Here is a 15069-nt window from a genome sequence, read left to right on the forward strand (position 1 = left end):
CGCCGGGATTCCATGATGACCATACCGTTTGACTGAATGAGTTAGTGGAAAAATTGCAATTGCATAAGCGTATTTTTCAGCTCAATACACTGTTGCTCATCGAGTTTTTCCAGCGCCTTTTGCACTTCCTGCCGCATCACAATTAACAATGCTTTACGTCCGGAAATGCGTAATTGCTGGCAAAGTGACTCCACACTTAGACATTGTTGTACTCGGCCACGTAGCGCGTTAAGGGGTAAATCACTGGTGAGCAACAAACGATTCAAAGAGCCCAGGCAGGCCTCCACAGGTCGATGCCCAAAGGCGAACCCTGCCAACTCCAGCCAATCATCACTGTTTAGCGCAGCCTTTTCATCAGGAATAACAGGTAAGGATTGGTCAATCCACGGTTGCAACCACCTAATATCGCGCTGCAGCCGCTGCTGCTCATGGCCAGTCAAAACCTCACCTTGCTTAGTTAACGGCAATAACGCCATCGCCGTATAGCAGCCACTGCTGGCCTCCCGGTGACTACCTACGCGCACCAACCGGAAGCCACAGCTTTCCCAAAAGTGCCATAACTCGTTGGTAAAACCAAAACTCACCGAAAGATAATCAGCAGCAAACGTTGCGTGAGCTTTCACTTTGGCAATCATCTGTTGGCCGATTTGCTGACGCTGGCGTAGTGGATGCACAGCAATACGGCTGACGCGCAATCCATTAAGCGTTGCGGCTAATGGACTACCGCCATGGGCTGCCAGCGATTGCGCCACTAAATTGCCACGTGGGCGCCGAAATCCAGCCCATACAGCCCGACTGAGATCCTCATGAAGCCCACCCTCCGCCACAAGCCAGGTTGCTCCAATCGTTTCCCCACGACTGATTGCAGCAATGAAATGCTGCCCCGGAGCATCCAGCATCCGACGCCAGTCCAGTGGTGAAGTGCGATAATGTGCGCCAGACAGTAAGCGGTACATCTGTTGTAGTTGTTGCGATGGTTGTAACTCGCTGGCACGTTCAATGACCTGCAAAGAAATCGTACCTTGCGGGGCTGTCGTTATGTCGATTTCATCAAATAGCAAAACCGCATCAATTAGTTTTTCCAGCGGATCATTTGCAGCCCAACGGATGGGAGTTGAAAGGGTGTAGCGCGTCAGTTCGTCGAGACTTGCGCAGAACTTGAGTACAAACCCGCGCCCTGTCCCTTCGTAACCCTGAACCGTAGTGGTGAGTAAAGCCCGTGGGAAATGGGAAATTAGCTGGCGTAGCTGGGGTGCCGGAAGAGCTGCAGCCTCATCAATAATTAGCCAGTCAGCCTGAAATGCATCGGGGTTGGCAAGCAGTGCGTCAGGCGCAACAAAGTTAAAGCGATCGCCAGCATGCTCAGCGAGCACATCTGTCGCCGCTTTTCCGGGAGCGGTTACCAGCCCTTTGCCTGGAATCCTTTGCAGTAACATACCCGCCAACGCAGATTTACCACGCCCTCTCGGTGCGGTAACCACCGCAACGCCCGCAGACATGTTCAAAAGCTCATCCAGAATAGCGGCCTGCTCTGCAAAAGGTTCACCATTGGCTGCATGCCATTGTGGACGTGGCAAGAAATCAGGGATTTGCAGCGGCTGATGCTGCTGCCAGAGCACGCATTCGTTATCAACGCTGATACAGTGCTGTAGATGAGCGATAAAATGTGGTGTGGGAATCGCTTCCGGCTGCTCACTCCAGCGGTTTGAATCGCAATCTGGCTGCATCGACCAATTGTCCCATTCGGGAGCCAGCAGAACCAACCAACTGCCCGCTTTAAGCGTTCCCGCAAGGGCTGCCAGCGATTCAGCATCCAGCCCTTCTCTTGCATCAAAGACTGCATGCAGAAACTCACGGCCCAATAAAGTGCGCATTGCCGACGTTGCACAATGAAGCGGCAATTCCGGTGCGGCCCCGACCCATAGCCAGTCACCGGTTAATTGCCGGGTAAGAGATTGTACTTGCTGACTACTCCAGGTTTTCTCACCCGCCATGATAATCATACGGCGAATACCAGCATCAGCCATACTGGCGGTTGCTTGCCTTAACAGCTCCATGGCTTGCGTCCTTGTCACATCTCGTTATTTGGCAGTATTACCGAAGGTATTGCACTGCGCCGGGTCGCCGCTATCGAAACCGCGTTTGAACCAGGTATAGCGCTGTTCTGAAGTGCCATGGGTGAAGCTGTCGGGAACTACGCGTCCCTGACTCTGTTGTTGCAGTTTATCATCGCCAATCGCTTCAGCTGCATTCAACGCTTCCTGCAAATCTCCGGCATCCAACACTTCTTGTTTTTGCATGCTGTTACCCCAGACACCCGCGAAGCAATCAGCCTGCAATTCCATTTTTACAGAAAGACGATTGCCCTCCGCCTGGCTTACCCCCTGCTGGAGCTGGCGGACTTTCGGTTCAATCCCTAACAATTTCTGCACGTGGTGTCCGACTTCATGAGCAATGACATAGCCTTGAGCGAAATCACCATCAGCGCCCAGTTTGCTTTTCATTTCATCATAGAAAGAGAGATCGATATACACCGTGCTGTCAGCCGGGCAGTAGAAAGGCCCCATGATTGACTGACCAGTGCCACAACCAGTACGCGTACTGCCGCGATACATCACCAGTTTTGGTGGTTGATAAGTGCGCCCCATCTTCTGGAAAACTTCTCCCCAGGAGTCCTCGGTCGTTGCCAGAATAACCCGGGTAAATTTAGCGGCTTCGTCATCGTTAGGACTGATAGATCGTTGCGTAGATTGCTGTTGCGGAACTGGCTGCCCACCGAGCATTGAGGTGAGATCTACACCATAATAGCTCGCCACAACGACCACTATTAATAAGATGACACCGCCTTTACCGCCGGGTAAGCGGAATCCACCACCGCCGCCTCCGAAGCTTGGGCCAGAAGAGTTGTTTCGTCTGTCTTCAACATTGTCGCTTTCGCGACGACCTTGCCAGCGCATAGTCGACCTCATTATTCACAACTTGTAATAAGTAGATCGTAGGTGGTTAATTCCAGGATTACCATAGGAAACAAGACGTGAAAAAGCCGAATGTGAGAACACATTCGGCTTCATAAGAATCGTGCGAGATTTTAGTCTAATTGAACGCCAAGACGACGAGCGACTTCTTCATAAGCTTCAATCAGGCCACCAAGGCTCTGGCGGAAACGGTCTTTGTCCATCTTGTCGAGGGTTTCTTTGTCCCACAAGCGGCTACCGTCTGGGGAAAACTCATCACCCAGTACAACCTCGCCGTTGAACAAACCAAATTCCAGCTTGAAATCGACCAGGATAAGACCCGCGTCATCAAACAGTTTGCTCAGAACATCGTTAGCTTTGTAGCTCAACTCACGCATACGAGCCAAATTCTCTTTGTTCACCCAACCAAAGGTTTCACAGTAAGATTCATTGACCATCGGGTCATGCATCGCATCGTTTTTCAGGAACAGGTCAAACAGCGGTGGATTCAGCTCAATGCCTTCTTCAATACCGAGGCGTTTAACCAGTGAGCCAGCCGCACGGTTACGAATTACACACTCAACCGGCACCATATCCAGCTTTTTCACCAGCACTTCGTTGTCGGAGAGCAGAGCTTCCATTTGCGTAGGAATGCCCGCCTCTTCCAGTTTAGTCATAATGAAATGGTTGAACTTATTGTTCACCATGCCTTTACGGTCAAACTGTTCAATACGAGCACCGTCTCCTGCTGAAGTATCATTGCGGAATTCGAGCACCAACAGATCCGGATTTTCCGTGCTGTATACGGTTTTCGCTTTGCCACGATACAACTCAGCTTGCTTTTGCATCTTTCTTACTCCAGGTGTGATTTAACTAAAAATTCCGCTATCTGTGTCTACGCACACGTTTGCGTAGCCTAACAGAAAAAAGGCCAGAGAGCTCTGGCCTTTAAATGTTACTTGCTGAATGCCGCCTGGAATGCAGCTACCAGAGCATCGTTCTGAGACTGCGTCAGCGTGTGACCTTTTGGATCGATGAACTGCAGACTGCTGCGGTTATCGAGGTCGCCCACTTGCAGTTTATAGTCGCCACTGGACAGACCCGGGTCTTTCGCCCCTAAATCTTGCCATGCGCTGTCAGACAATGGTTTGTATGTTACAGCCATGCTGCCTGTTGAACGCGTAGAGTCAGTGACTTTCATGCCCACTTTCTCAAGCGTTGCCGGTAAACGGTTCCATACGACGTTGAATGGACCACGCACCACCAGCATTGGCAGGCCAGTGTCATCAGCGGCACTTTGAACATCAAGCTGCGTTGCTGCACGGCTTTCTTTGGCGTTTTGCAGATCGGTCTGGGTTTTATCCAGTGCCGCACTGATGCTGTTAAGCATTTCTGCACTATAACGTTGCATAGATGCCGCATCAGCAATTGGCTTGCCGGCCTGTTCCAGATTCAGCAGCTTAACCACCACAGCTTGTTGATAGCCTTGAGGTTTCACACTGATTTGATAGCGCCCACGGTACTGCTGATCTTCATCAGCACGGTTCCATTGGACCCAGTCAGTGGTCAGCGTTTGGCTTGCGTCATCACGTTTATCAATACCGTAATTTTTCGCCTGTACAGCGCTTACGACCTGTGGCCACAGCGTTGCACTACGCGCACTTTCAACCATCAGAGTTGCGGTGTCCCCAGTAAACTGAGTACGTGCGCCACTGACTAATGCCAGAGGTTGAGCCGGCGGACGGATATCCAGCTGTTTGCCTACTGCGCCGCTGCCGTTGGTGACCGGAATATTGTATTCACCATTCTGCACCGGCAGGATCATCCCCGCCGGGGAGTGGATTTCCGCGAGGGGTGCTGCATCCAGATAGGATTCGTCACCACTAACCTGGCGCTTATAACGCTGGTCGGTGCTACATGCTGCTAACAGCATGGCTAACGAAACCACTGCAACTTTCGCCACCGTCGACTTCTGTACTGAGTAAGCCATCAAATCTCCCTAAACTTTACAGCAAACCGGCATGCTTGAGCGCGCTAACAATCACCGGACGACTGGCTTCAGTCAGCGGTGTCATTGGCAGGCGTAAGGTATCGGTTGCCACAAGTCCCAACTCCCTACATGCCCATTTGACTGGGATAGGGTTGGGTTCAACAAATAATTTATTGTGCAGCGGCATCAAACGTTCGTTGATAACGCGCGCTTGCGCATATTGCCCATTGGCGGCCAGTTTACACACTTCTGCCATTTCTCGCGCGGCTACGTTTGCCGTCACAGAAATCACACCGTGGCCACCCAATTGCATAAAGTCCAGCGCACTCGCGTCATCGCCGCTAACCAGGATGAAGTCATCTTCAACCAGCTCTTTGATCTGGTTTACTCGTGTTAAGTTCCCGGTCGCTTCTTTGATACCAATAATATTTTTAATCTTCGCCAAACGGCCTACTGTTTCAGGCAGCATGTCGCAACCGGTACGAGATGGCACATTGTACAGCATCTGCGGCAGGTCTGTACTTCCAGCGATGGCTTTGAAGTGCTGATATAGCCCTTCCTGGGTTGGGCGATTGTAGTATGGAGTTACCGTCAGGCAGCCCACAATTCCGCTGTTTTCGAAACGCTTTGTCAGTGAGATAGCTTCAGAGGTGGCATTAGCGCCAGTCCCCGCGATAATCGGAATACGGCCATCAGCCAGTTCCAGCGTCATCAGTACCACATCACCGTGCTCGTCATGGCTCAACGTAGCAGACTCTCCGGTCGTACCTACCGAGACAATCGCCGAGGTCCCGCTGGCGACATGGTAATCAATCAGTTTTTTCAGGCTTGACCGGCAGACATTACCTTTCTCATCCATCGGCGTCACAAGCGCGACAATACTTCCAGTGAACATTGGCCATCCTCTGTGCTAACAAGTGTCTCAATGGTACGTTTGGTGCAGGATCAAAAGCAAGTCACCAGGTGACGCTACACGGTTGTACGCAACTTTTTTTTATGCTTTCCTTATGATATCTCACCGATTCACAGGAAGAACACGTTTGACACTCTCACCACACCATTATTTGGTCATTACGGCCCTTGGGGCGGACAGACCTGGTATTGTTAATACCATCACCCGCCATGTGAGCAGTTGCGGCTGTAATATTGAAGACAGTCGCCTCGCTATGCTCGGTGAAGAGTTCACGTTTATTATGCTGCTATCGGGCAGTTGGAATGCCATAACCCTGATTGAATCAACGCTACCGCTGAAAGGTGCTGAGCTAGATTTATTAATCGTTATGAAACGTACCGCAGCGCAAGAGCGCCCAGCAATGCCAGCAACAGTCTGGGTGCAGGTAGAAGTGACCGACTCGCCTCATTTAATCGAGCGTTTCACCCATCTGTTTGATGCCCATCACATGAATATTGCGGAATTGAGTTCACGTACCCAGCCGGCTCAGGATGGCAATCCACCCCAGCTGTATATTCAGATAACAGCTCATAGTCCGGCAGGTCAGGATGCGAATGTTATTGAAGATGAATTCAAGGCCCTCTGTACAGAACTTAAAGCACAAGGCAGTATTAACGTTGTGAATTATCCACAGCAAGATGATTAAGACGGAGAGTTGTAATGAGCCCACTGAAAGCCGGTGACAGTGCACCGAAATTTAGCTTGCCTGATCAAGACGGCGAGCAGATAAATTTAACCGACTTCCAGGGACAGCGCGTTCTGGTTTATTTTTATCCTAAAGCGATGACACCAGGCTGCACCGTGCAAGCATGTGGCTTGCGCGACAACATGGATGCGTTGAAAAAAAGTGGTGTGGAAGTGCTGGGTATTAGCACCGACAAGCCAGAGAAACTTTCACGTTTTGCCGAAAAAGAGTTACTCAACTTCACCCTGCTTTCTGATGAAGACCACCAGGTCTGTGAGCAATTTGGGGTTTGGGGCGAGAAGTCATTTATGGGTAAAACCTACGATGGCATCCATCGCATTAGCTTCTTGTTGGATGGTGAAGGGAAAGTTGAAAAAGTGTTTGATGATTTCAAAACCAGCAACCATCACGACATTGTGGTGAACTGGCTGAAAGAAAACGCTTAATAGCTACGCTAAAAATATTAAAAAAGCCGACTTTATGTCGGCTTTTTACTTTCTCTAGTTTGGCTTATCGTCTATCAACACGCTATCCGGCCAGGCATGCACCACCGCTTTAATCAGGGTAGCAAGTGGAATCGCGAAGAAGACGCCCCAGAACCCCCACAGACCGCCAAAAATAACTACCGACAAAATGATGACCAATGGATGCAGGTTAACCGCTTCGGAAAATAATACCGGTACCAACAGATTGCCATCTAATGCCTGAATAATTAAATACACGGCAAATAGCGTCCAGAACTCTGGCCCCACTCCAAATTGGAATAACGCCACGCACACCACTGGGATTGTCACGACAAACGCGCCAATATATGGAATCAGCACAGAGAATCCGACCAGCACCGCCAGCAGCAGAGAGTAATTCAGGCCAAAAATCACAAAACCAATATAGGTCACCACACCCACAACCAGCATTTCCAGCACTTTGCCGCGAATGTAGTTCGTAATTTGCTGATTCATCTCCAGCCATACCTGCCCCGCAAGCCCACGGTTTCGAGGTAAAACCCGGCGAACAGCATTAAGCATCTGTTCTTTGTCTTTGACGAGGAAGAACACCATCAGCGGCACTAACACCAGATAAATTGCCAGCGTTAACAACCCAACTAATGAAGCCAGTGAATATTTGACCACTTGATCGCCCATACCCATCATGCGCCCACGCATGTTCTCGGCGATGGCATCAATGATGCCTGCATCAACCAGTGCCGGGTAACGTCTTGGCAGAGTGGCCGCATAATCGGAAAGTTTATTCAGCATTCCCGGCATGTCACGTATCAGATAGATACCCTGCTGCCAGGCAACTGGCGCAACCACCAACACCATCAACAGCAAAATGCCGACAAACAGCACCAATACAATCGTTGCAGCCCAGGTTCGTGAACATCCGATACGCTGAAGCCGTGCGGTCGGCCATTCCAGTAAATAAGCCAGCACAATTGCCACCAACAGCGGCGCTAACAGTCCGTGGAAGAAGAACAGAATGACAAATCCTGCAACCAGAATGACTAGCAGTGCGATAGCCTCCGGATCGCTAAACCGTCGTCGATACCACTGCAACAACATTTCAAGCATACATCCCTTCCCTGACAGTATTGTGCGAGGAGAGATTGTATCTAAATGTCACTGTAAAGACTTTGCTTTTTATCTCCGTTCAATGGCGGTTTAAAATTGTCGCAGATAAGATAGGTCTCAGTCATGCGGTGGGCTACAGTTCATTTTTGTATGCGAACAAATTCACGTAATACATGTCGAAGATTAACTTTGATTAAACAGGACAGGACGTATGTTCAAGCAGTTGAAAAAATCGCTGGTTGCAACACTGATGGCAGCTTTGCTTGCGGGTCCAGTAACTCCAGCCTTTGCGGACGTTAGCGACCAACTGCCAGATATGGGAACTTCAGCAGGTAATACTCTGTCAATTGGCCAGGAAATGCAGATGGGCGACTTTTATGTTCGTCAGCTGCGAGGCAGCGCCCCATTAATCAATGACCCTTTGCTCGTGCAGTACATCAACAAACTGGGTATGCGTCTGGTTAGCCATGCCAACTCAGTTAAGACCCCATTCCATTTCTTTCTGATCAATAACGACGAAATCAACGCCTTTGCTTTCTTCGGCGGTAACGTGGTGCTGCACTCTGCGCTATTCCGTTATGCCGATAATGAAAGCCAGCTCGCGTCGGTTATGGCGCACGAAATCTCTCACGTCACACAACGTCACCTGGCGCGAGCCATGGAAGATCAGAAAAAAAATGCCCCGCTAACCTGGGTGGGTGCATTAGGTTCTATTTTACTGGCGATGGCCAGCCCACAAGCGGGTATGGCAGCGTTAAGTGGAACACTCGCCGGCACACAACAGGGCATGATCAGCTTCACGCAACAAAACGAGCAGGAAGCAGACCGCATCGGTATTCAGGTGTTACAGCGCTCCGGTTTCGATCCACAAGCGATGCCAACCTTCCTTGAGAAACTGCTCGACCAGTCGCGTTATTCATCTCGCCCGCCAGAAATTTTGCTCACCCACCCATTACCTGAAAGCCGTTTGGCCGATGCGCGCAACCGAGCCAACCAAATGCGGCCGGTGGTGACACAATCTTCAGAAGATTTTTACATGGCAAAAGCGCGTACGTTGGGTATGTACAACTCCGGACGTAATCAACTAACCAGTGATTTATTGGATAGCTGGTCGAAAGGAAATATTCGCGAACAACACGCCGCAGCATATGGTCGTGCGCTTCAGGCGATGGGCGGTAATAAATGGGATGAGGCCCGTAAGCTTTTGCAACCACTGCTTACCGCACAACCTACAAATGCGTGGTATCTCGATTTATCTACCGATATTGACCTTGGGCAAAATAAATTCGCAGACGCTATCAATCGACTGAAAAACGCGCCTGATTTAAAACAGAACCCGGTATTACAGCTTAACCTTGCTAACGCCTACGTTCAGGCAAAACAACCAGAGCAGGCGGCAGCAATTCTCAATCGTTATACCTTCGCTCACCCTGATGATAGCAATGCCTGGGATTTGTTAGCGCAAACCGAGGCAGATTTAGGCAATCGTGATCAAGAACTCGCTGCACGTGCTGAGGTTATGGCACTCGTTGGGCGTCTCGACCAGGCTATTTCGCTACTCAGTAGTGCCAGCGCTCAGGTGAAATTGGGTAGCTTGCAGCAAGCCCGTTATGATGCGCGAATCGATCAGTTCCGCGAATTGCAAAAACGCTTCCTTCCGTATTCTAAGATGTAACAGGAGTTACGATGTCTACAGCCGTTTCTATTTATCACAATCCGCGCTGCTCTAAGAGCCGTGAAACGTTAAGCCTGCTAAAAGCAAATGGCGTAGAACCCGAAGTGGTGCTGTACCTGGAAACCCCTCCGGATGCGGCAACCATCAAAACGTTGCTCAGCCAATTGGGTTTTGCCAGCGCACGCGAGTTAATGCGTCAGAAAGAGGATTTGTACAAGGAGTTGAATCTGGTAGATAGCGCATTAAGCGAAGAGCAATTGATTCAGGCGATGGTCGATAATCCAAAGCTGATTGAGCGCCCGATAGTACTGGCTAATGGCCAAGCCCGTATTGGTCGCCCGCCTGAGTCGGTGCTAGAAATTTTGTAGTGATAATGGCGGATGCCGCGCTGGGTATCCGCCAAACGAATTAAAGACTCAGAATCTCTTTCACAAACGGGATCGTCAGTTTACGTTGCGCCGTGATAGAAGCATGATCCAGCTGATCGAGCGTCATAAACAGCGTACGCATTTCGCGATCCAGGCGTTTTAACAGGAAGCGACCCACATCTTCTGGCAGCTCAAAACCGCGCAGTCGTGAACGCAGTTGCAGGGCTTGAAGTTTGTCTTCGTCGGAAAGCGGTTGCAGCTTATAGATTTGGCCCCAGTCAAGGCGCGATGCGAGGTCGGGAAGTTGCAAATTGAGCTGGCGCGGAGGACGATCGCCGGTAATCAGCAGACGGGTTTTTCCTGATTCAAGAATGCGGTTATAGAGATTAAAGATCGCCATTTCCCACAGTTCGTCGCCCGCTACACACTCGATATTGTCGATACACACAAGCGAAAGCTGTTCCATACCGTCCAATACTTCCGGGACAAACCAGGTACGCTTATCAAGTGGCACGTAGCCAACCGCTTCGCCACGTTGTGACAGTTCCGCACAGGCGGCATGCAGCAAATGGCTGCGCCCTCCTCCCTCTCGCGACCAGAAATAGATATATCCGCTGTGATCCTGACGGAGCACGGACTGGAGTGCGGCGAGTAAAGAAGGGTTATCACCCGGCCAGAAACTCGCAAAAGTTTCGTCATCAGGCAAATAGAGTGGCAGTGATAGCTGTGCCGGCGTATTCAGAATTACCTCAACCATAACAGGCAGAAAAACGCAGAGAGTCTAACACAGAAATGAGGATCAATAGAACCGGGCGAACGCGCCGCCCGGCTTGAGGCAAAACTACTATTTTACGTCGTTTTCTTCAGCATCCAGCACCACTTCTTCCGGGCGCAGCACACTGATAAGTTTGAAGATTAGGCTCAGGCTCACGCCAACGACTGTCGCCAGCGCCATGCCTTTGAGCTCAGCCGCGCCAATGTGCACTTTCGCGCCACTCACACCGATAATCAGGATAACGGAGGTGAGGATCAGGTTTTGCGTTTTGTTGTAATCGACTTTTGACTCGATCAACACGCGAATACCAGATGCACCGATCACGCCGTACAGCAGCAAGGAAACACCACCAATCACCGGTACCGGGATAATCTGGATCGCCGCCGCCAGTTTACCAACGCAAGAAAGCAGAATTGCCAGAATCGCCGCGCCACCGATAACCCAGGTGGAATAAACGCGGGTAATGGCCATAACGCCGATGTTCTCACCATAAGTGGTGTTTGGTGTCGAACCAAAGAAACCGGAGAAAATCGTCGAAATACCGTTGGCGAACATTGAACGATGCAAGCCTGGGTCGCGAATCAAATCTTTCTTCACGATATTTGCCGTTACGACCAGGTGACCCACGTGTTCCGCAATCACTACCAACGCTGCAGGCAGAATTGTGAAGATCGCAAACCACTCAAAACGCGGGGTGTAGAAGGTTGGCAGTGCGAACCAGTGCGCGTTAATAATTGGCGTGACATCAACCACGCCCATGGCGAAGGAGAGTGCGTAACCCGCCAGCACACCGATAAGAATCGGGATAATCGCCAGGAAGCCACGGAACAGAACCGAACCAAAGATGGTTACCCCAAGCGTCACCAGGGAAATAATAATGGTGGTTGAGTCAGGAGAAGTGCCATCAGCAGGTAGAAGACCAGCCATATTCGCAGCCACGCCCGCCAGTTCAAGGCCGATAACCGCCACAATCGCGCCCATCGCCGCAGGAGGGAACATCACATCCAGCCAGCCAGTACCGGCCTTTTTAACAATCAAAGCCACAATACAGAACAACACGCCACACATGATAAAACCGCCCAGCGCCACTTCATAGCCCAGCGGCAGGAGTAGCAGTACCGGTGAAATAAACGCAAAGCTCGAACCGAGATAGGCCGGGATTTTACCTTTACAGATAAAGAGATACAGCAGTGTCCCGATCCCGTTAAATAGCAGCACCGTCGCCGGGTTGATGTGGAACAGGATTGGTACCAGAACGGTGGCACCAAACATCGCGAACAGGTGCTGCAAGCTTAACGGTATCGTTTGCAGCAGGGGTGGTCTTTCGCTCACTCCAATAGCGCGGCGTGTCATCTTTATTTCCTCTGAGGATGGTGTTGTTGTGTTTTAGCCAAAAAAAAGCCGACTCTCAAAGTCGGCTAATTTTATTGAATCAATTATTTGGTACCGAAAATCTTATCACCAGCATCGCCGAGGCCCGGAATAATGTATCCGTGCTCGTTCAGACCCTGATCGATAGAAGCGGTGAACAGCTCAACGTCCGGGTGCGCTTTTTCCAGCGCAGCGATACCTTCAGGTGCTGCGACCAGAACCAACACTTTAATGCTGGTACAACCGGCGTTTTTCAGCAGGTCGATGGTTGCGATCATAGAACCGCCGGTTGCCAGCATTGGGTCAACCACCAGCGCCATACGTTCTTCAATGTTAGAAACCAGTTTCTGGAAATAAGGAACAGGTTCCAGGGTTTCTTCGTTACGGTAAATACCCACAACGCTGATACGCGCGCTTGGAACGTTTTCCAACACGCCTTCCATCATGCCCAGACCGGCACGCAGAATTGGCACAACGGTAATCTTCTTACCTTTGATTTGATCAATCTCTACCGGGCCGTTCCAGCCTTCGATAGTGACTTTTTCAGTTTCCAGATCCGCCGTGGCTTCGTAAGTCAGCAAGCTGCCAACTTCTGAGGCGAGTTCACGAAAGCGTTTGGTGCTAATGTCGTTCTCACGCATCAGGCCCAGCTTGTGTTTGACGAGTGGGTGTTTGACTTCCACGATCTTCATACTCTTTCTCCCCGAGATAGTTGGCCACCATAAAAAAAATCGCCGGATTATACCGCTTTTTTAACACCGCGCCACCGCTTCGAGATCAAGTTGGGTGAAATGAGTATAGATTGATAATAATTACACCCCGCTGAATAAGAGGCTCGCAAACGTTTGCCTGCACTGTTAGAATTGCGGCGTTTTTTATTTCTAACCCATCCGCGGGGACTAAGCAGTGACCGACAAAACCTCTCTTAGCTATAAAGATGCCGGTGTTGATATTGATGCTGGTAACGCTCTGGTCGATAAAATCAAAGGTGTAGTGAAAAAGACTCGCCGCCCGGAAGTCATGGGTGGGCTGGGCGGTTTCGGTGCGTTGTGCGCGTTACCTCAAAAGTATCGTGAGCCTGTGCTGGTTTCCGGCACCGACGGTGTGGGTACTAAATTACGGCTGGCGATGGATTTAAAGCGCCACGACACTATCGGCATCGATCTGGTCGCTATGTGTGTCAATGACCTGATTGTTCAAGGTGCTGAGCCGCTGTTTTTCCTCGATTATTACGCCACTGGCAAACTTGAAGTCGAAACTGCTGCGAGCGTTATTTCCGGTATTGCCGAAGGTTGTCTGCAATCTGGCTGTGCATTAGTTGGCGGTGAAACGGCTGAAATGCCGGGCATGTACCATGGCGAAGATTACGACGTTGCTGGCTTTTGTGTAGGCGTGGTCGAAAAATCTGAAATCATCGATGGTTCTAAAGTCACTGACGGCGATGTGCTGATTGCCCTGGCATCAAGTGGCCCGCATTCCAACGGTTATTCTCTGGTACGTAAAGTACTGGAAGTGAGCGGTACTGACCCGCTGACGACAGAGCTTGAAGGCAAACCGCTGGCAGATCATTTACTGGAACCGACTCGCATTTATGTGAAGTCTATTCTGGAATTGATTGAAAATGTAGACGTTCACGCCATTGCGCACCTGACCGGCGGCGGCTTCTGGGAAAATATCCCACGCGTTCTGCCAGACAACACTCAGGCGATTATTGCTGAATCTTCATGGCAGTGGCCTGCGGTATTCAACTGGTTGCAAAAAGCCGGGAATATCAGCCGTCACGAAATGTACCGCACCTTTAACTGCGGTGTCGGCATGCTGATTGCCCTGCCTGAGTCAGAAGCTGATAAAGCGATAGAATTTTTGAACGCAAAAGGTGAAAACGCCTGGAAAATCGGTAGTATCAAAGCTTCTGATTCCTCCGAGCGCGTGGTTATTGAGTAATGAGACGTATAGTGGTGCTAATTTCCGGCAACGGAAGCAATCTTCAGGCAATTATTGATGCTTGTAAGCTGAAAAAGATTAATGCCACCGTGGCGGCTGTATTCAGTAATAAAACCGATGCCTTTGGTCTTGAGCGAGCGCGTGCTGCGGAAATTCCTGCTCACGCGTTAACGGCTAGCCAATTCGCTGACCGCGCAGCGTTCGATCGTGAGCTAATGCTTGAGATCGATGCCTACGCCCCCGATCTGGTGGTGCTAGCCGGTTATATGCGCATTCTTAGCCCGGAGTTTGTCGGTCATTACGCAGGGCGACTGATCAACATCCACCCTTCTCTGCTGCCAAAATATCCTGGCCTCAATACGCATAGCCAGGTGTTGGAAAACGGCGATGAAGTGCATGGAACATCCGTGCATTTTGTCACTGAGGAGCTAGATGGTGGGCCGGTTATTCTTCAGGCCGAAGTTCCAGTTTTTGAAGGTGATGATGAAGAAGACATCACCGCCCGCGTGCAGAATCAGGAACACGCTATTTATCCATTAGTTGTCTCCTGGTTTGTCGAAGGACGCCTGGAAATGCGTGAAAATAGCGCCTGGCTGGATGGCAACAAATTACCACCGCAGGGTCATGCTGCAGACGAATAAAACTTAGGGGCTACGGCTAATGCCGGTCACTTAAGGTGACCGGCATTGTTTTTTAAGGGATATTTCGACCTTTTTTCTCTCACTTCCCTTGCATATTCACGCTCACGCCTCGAGGGGAGTTTTAGCATCGCTGCGTTGCTGTA

General features: G+C 50.4%; 15 protein-coding genes. 6 read left to right on the forward strand and 9 right to left on the reverse strand.

Annotated elements, in window-relative coordinates; translation table 11 throughout:
• Positions 1 to 41 precede the first annotated feature (41 nt).
• The 5 genes from LVQ79_RS21395 to dapA form a co-directional block, all read right to left on the reverse strand.
• On the reverse strand, positions 42 to 2057 hold the full coding sequence (locus LVQ79_RS21395; protein WP_232866745.1) for a tRNA(Met) cytidine acetyltransferase TmcA: 2016 nt from the start codon (positions 2055 to 2057) through the stop codon (positions 42 to 44).
• 24 nt (positions 2058 to 2081) lie between these two features.
• Complete coding sequence (gene ypfJ / locus LVQ79_RS21400; RefSeq protein WP_232866761.1) at positions 2082 to 2957, reverse strand: KPN_02809 family neutral zinc metallopeptidase; 876 nt, start codon at positions 2955 to 2957, stop codon at positions 2082 to 2084.
• Positions 2958 to 3088: 131 nt separating this feature from the next.
• A complete protein-coding gene (gene purC / locus LVQ79_RS21405) occupies positions 3089 to 3802 on the reverse strand; it encodes a phosphoribosylaminoimidazolesuccinocarboxamide synthase (protein ID WP_034459103.1) in 714 nt (237 codons plus the stop codon).
• Between the two features lie 107 nt (positions 3803 to 3909).
• Positions 3910 to 4944, reverse strand: coding sequence for an outer membrane protein assembly factor BamC (bamC, locus tag LVQ79_RS21410; RefSeq protein WP_034459106.1), 1035 nt, complete (start codon positions 4942 to 4944; stop codon positions 3910 to 3912).
• Between the two features lie 16 nt (positions 4945 to 4960).
• Complete coding sequence (dapA, locus tag LVQ79_RS21415; protein WP_151995231.1) at positions 4961 to 5839, reverse strand: 4-hydroxy-tetrahydrodipicolinate synthase; 879 nt, start codon at positions 5837 to 5839, stop codon at positions 4961 to 4963.
• 145 nt (positions 5840 to 5984) lie between these two features.
• Between dapA and LVQ79_RS21420 the strand changes: the two genes are divergently transcribed.
• Positions 5985 to 6542 (forward strand): glycine cleavage system transcriptional repressor, encoded by a 558-nt coding sequence (locus LVQ79_RS21420; RefSeq protein ID WP_226812155.1) that lies wholly within the window; start codon positions 5985 to 5987, stop codon positions 6540 to 6542.
• Positions 6543 to 6556: 14 nt separating this feature from the next.
• Positions 6557 to 7027 (forward strand): thioredoxin-dependent thiol peroxidase, encoded by a 471-nt coding sequence (bcp, locus tag LVQ79_RS21425; RefSeq protein ID WP_064512983.1) that lies wholly within the window; start codon positions 6557 to 6559, stop codon positions 7025 to 7027.
• Between the two features lie 54 nt (positions 7028 to 7081).
• Here the strand turns inward: bcp and LVQ79_RS21430 are convergent, their stop codons facing one another.
• The gene (locus tag LVQ79_RS21430; RefSeq protein ID WP_151995234.1) at positions 7082 to 8152 is read right to left on the reverse strand and encodes an AI-2E family transporter; all 1071 of its coding nucleotides are present in this window, start codon (positions 8150 to 8152) and stop codon (positions 7082 to 7084) included.
• A 211-nt stretch (positions 8153 to 8363) separates the two neighbouring features.
• On the opposite strand from LVQ79_RS21430, the gene bepA reads away from it, so the two are divergent.
• Together bepA and arsC are read left to right on the forward strand one after the other, a co-directional pair.
• Positions 8364 to 9827, forward strand: a complete 1464-nt coding sequence (gene bepA / locus LVQ79_RS21435; protein ID WP_232866748.1) for a beta-barrel assembly-enhancing protease — start codon at positions 8364 to 8366, stop codon at positions 9825 to 9827.
• A gap of 11 nt (positions 9828 to 9838) precedes the next feature.
• Positions 9839 to 10195 (forward strand): arsenate reductase (glutaredoxin), encoded by a 357-nt coding sequence (gene arsC, locus LVQ79_RS21440; RefSeq protein WP_232866751.1) that lies wholly within the window; start codon positions 9839 to 9841, stop codon positions 10193 to 10195.
• A 40-nt stretch (positions 10196 to 10235) separates the two neighbouring features.
• Here arsC and LVQ79_RS21445 read toward each other — a convergent pair whose 3' ends face one another.
• The 3 genes from LVQ79_RS21445 to upp all read right to left on the reverse strand — a co-directional run bounded on the left by LVQ79_RS21445 (position 10236) and on the right by upp (position 13033).
• Positions 10236 to 10937, reverse strand: coding sequence for a DnaA inactivator Hda (locus LVQ79_RS21445; protein WP_226812157.1), 702 nt, complete (start codon positions 10935 to 10937; stop codon positions 10236 to 10238).
• A 102-nt stretch (positions 10938 to 11039) separates the two neighbouring features.
• Positions 11040 to 12323, reverse strand: a complete 1284-nt coding sequence (uraA, locus tag LVQ79_RS21450) for a uracil permease (protein ID WP_232866754.1) — start codon at positions 12321 to 12323, stop codon at positions 11040 to 11042.
• A gap of 83 nt (positions 12324 to 12406) precedes the next feature.
• A complete protein-coding gene (upp, locus tag LVQ79_RS21455; protein WP_034459132.1) occupies positions 12407 to 13033 on the reverse strand; it encodes a uracil phosphoribosyltransferase in 627 nt (208 codons plus the stop codon).
• Between the two features lie 214 nt (positions 13034 to 13247).
• On the opposite strand from upp, the gene purM reads away from it, so the two are divergent.
• A complete protein-coding gene (gene purM, locus LVQ79_RS21460) occupies positions 13248 to 14285 on the forward strand; it encodes a phosphoribosylformylglycinamidine cyclo-ligase (protein ID WP_232866757.1) in 1038 nt (345 codons plus the stop codon).
• Positions 14285 to 14926: a phosphoribosylglycinamide formyltransferase gene (gene purN, locus LVQ79_RS21465; RefSeq protein WP_232866760.1), complete on the forward strand. Its 642-nt coding sequence runs from the start codon at positions 14285 to 14287 to the stop codon at positions 14924 to 14926. The genes purM and purN overlap by 1 nt, the downstream gene beginning before the upstream one ends.
• Positions 14927 to 15069 lie beyond the last annotated feature (143 nt).

The sequence above is a fragment of the Buttiauxella cochleicola genome, from assembly GCF_021282405.1.
In the GTDB taxonomy this organism is placed as follows: domain Bacteria; phylum Pseudomonadota; class Gammaproteobacteria; order Enterobacterales; family Enterobacteriaceae; genus Buttiauxella; species Buttiauxella massiliensis.

Bases quoted from the DNA above. Each gene is read 5' to 3' on its own strand.
- LVQ79_RS21395 (WP_232866745.1), bottom strand. From the start codon at position 2,057: ATGGAGCTGTTAAGGCAAGCAACCGCCAGTATGGCTGATGCTGGTATT.
- ypfJ (WP_232866761.1), bottom strand. From the start codon at position 2,957: ATGCGCTGGCAAGGTCGTCGCGAAAGCGACAATGTTGAAGACAGACGA.
- purC (WP_034459103.1), bottom strand. From the start codon at position 3,802: ATGCAAAAGCAAGCTGAGTTGTATCGTGGCAAAGCGAAAACCGTATAC.
- bamC (WP_034459106.1), bottom strand. From the start codon at position 4,944: ATGGCTTACTCAGTACAGAAGTCGACGGTGGCGAAAGTTGCAGTGGTT.
- dapA (WP_151995231.1), bottom strand. From the start codon at position 5,839: ATGTTCACTGGAAGTATTGTCGCGCTTGTGACGCCGATGGATGAGAAA.
- bcp (WP_064512983.1), top strand. From the start codon at position 6,557: ATGAGCCCACTGAAAGCCGGTGACAGTGCACCGAAATTTAGCTTGCCT.
- LVQ79_RS21430 (WP_151995234.1), bottom strand. From the start codon at position 8,152: ATGCTTGAAATGTTGTTGCAGTGGTATCGACGACGGTTTAGCGATCCG.
- bepA (WP_232866748.1), top strand. From the start codon at position 8,364: ATGTTCAAGCAGTTGAAAAAATCGCTGGTTGCAACACTGATGGCAGCT.
- arsC (WP_232866751.1), top strand. From the start codon at position 9,839: ATGTCTACAGCCGTTTCTATTTATCACAATCCGCGCTGCTCTAAGAGC.
- uraA (WP_232866754.1), bottom strand. From the start codon at position 12,323: ATGACACGCCGCGCTATTGGAGTGAGCGAAAGACCACCCCTGCTGCAA.
- upp (WP_034459132.1), bottom strand. From the start codon at position 13,033: ATGAAGATCGTGGAAGTCAAACACCCACTCGTCAAACACAAGCTGGGC.
- purN (WP_232866760.1), top strand. From the start codon at position 14,285: ATGAGACGTATAGTGGTGCTAATTTCCGGCAACGGAAGCAATCTTCAG.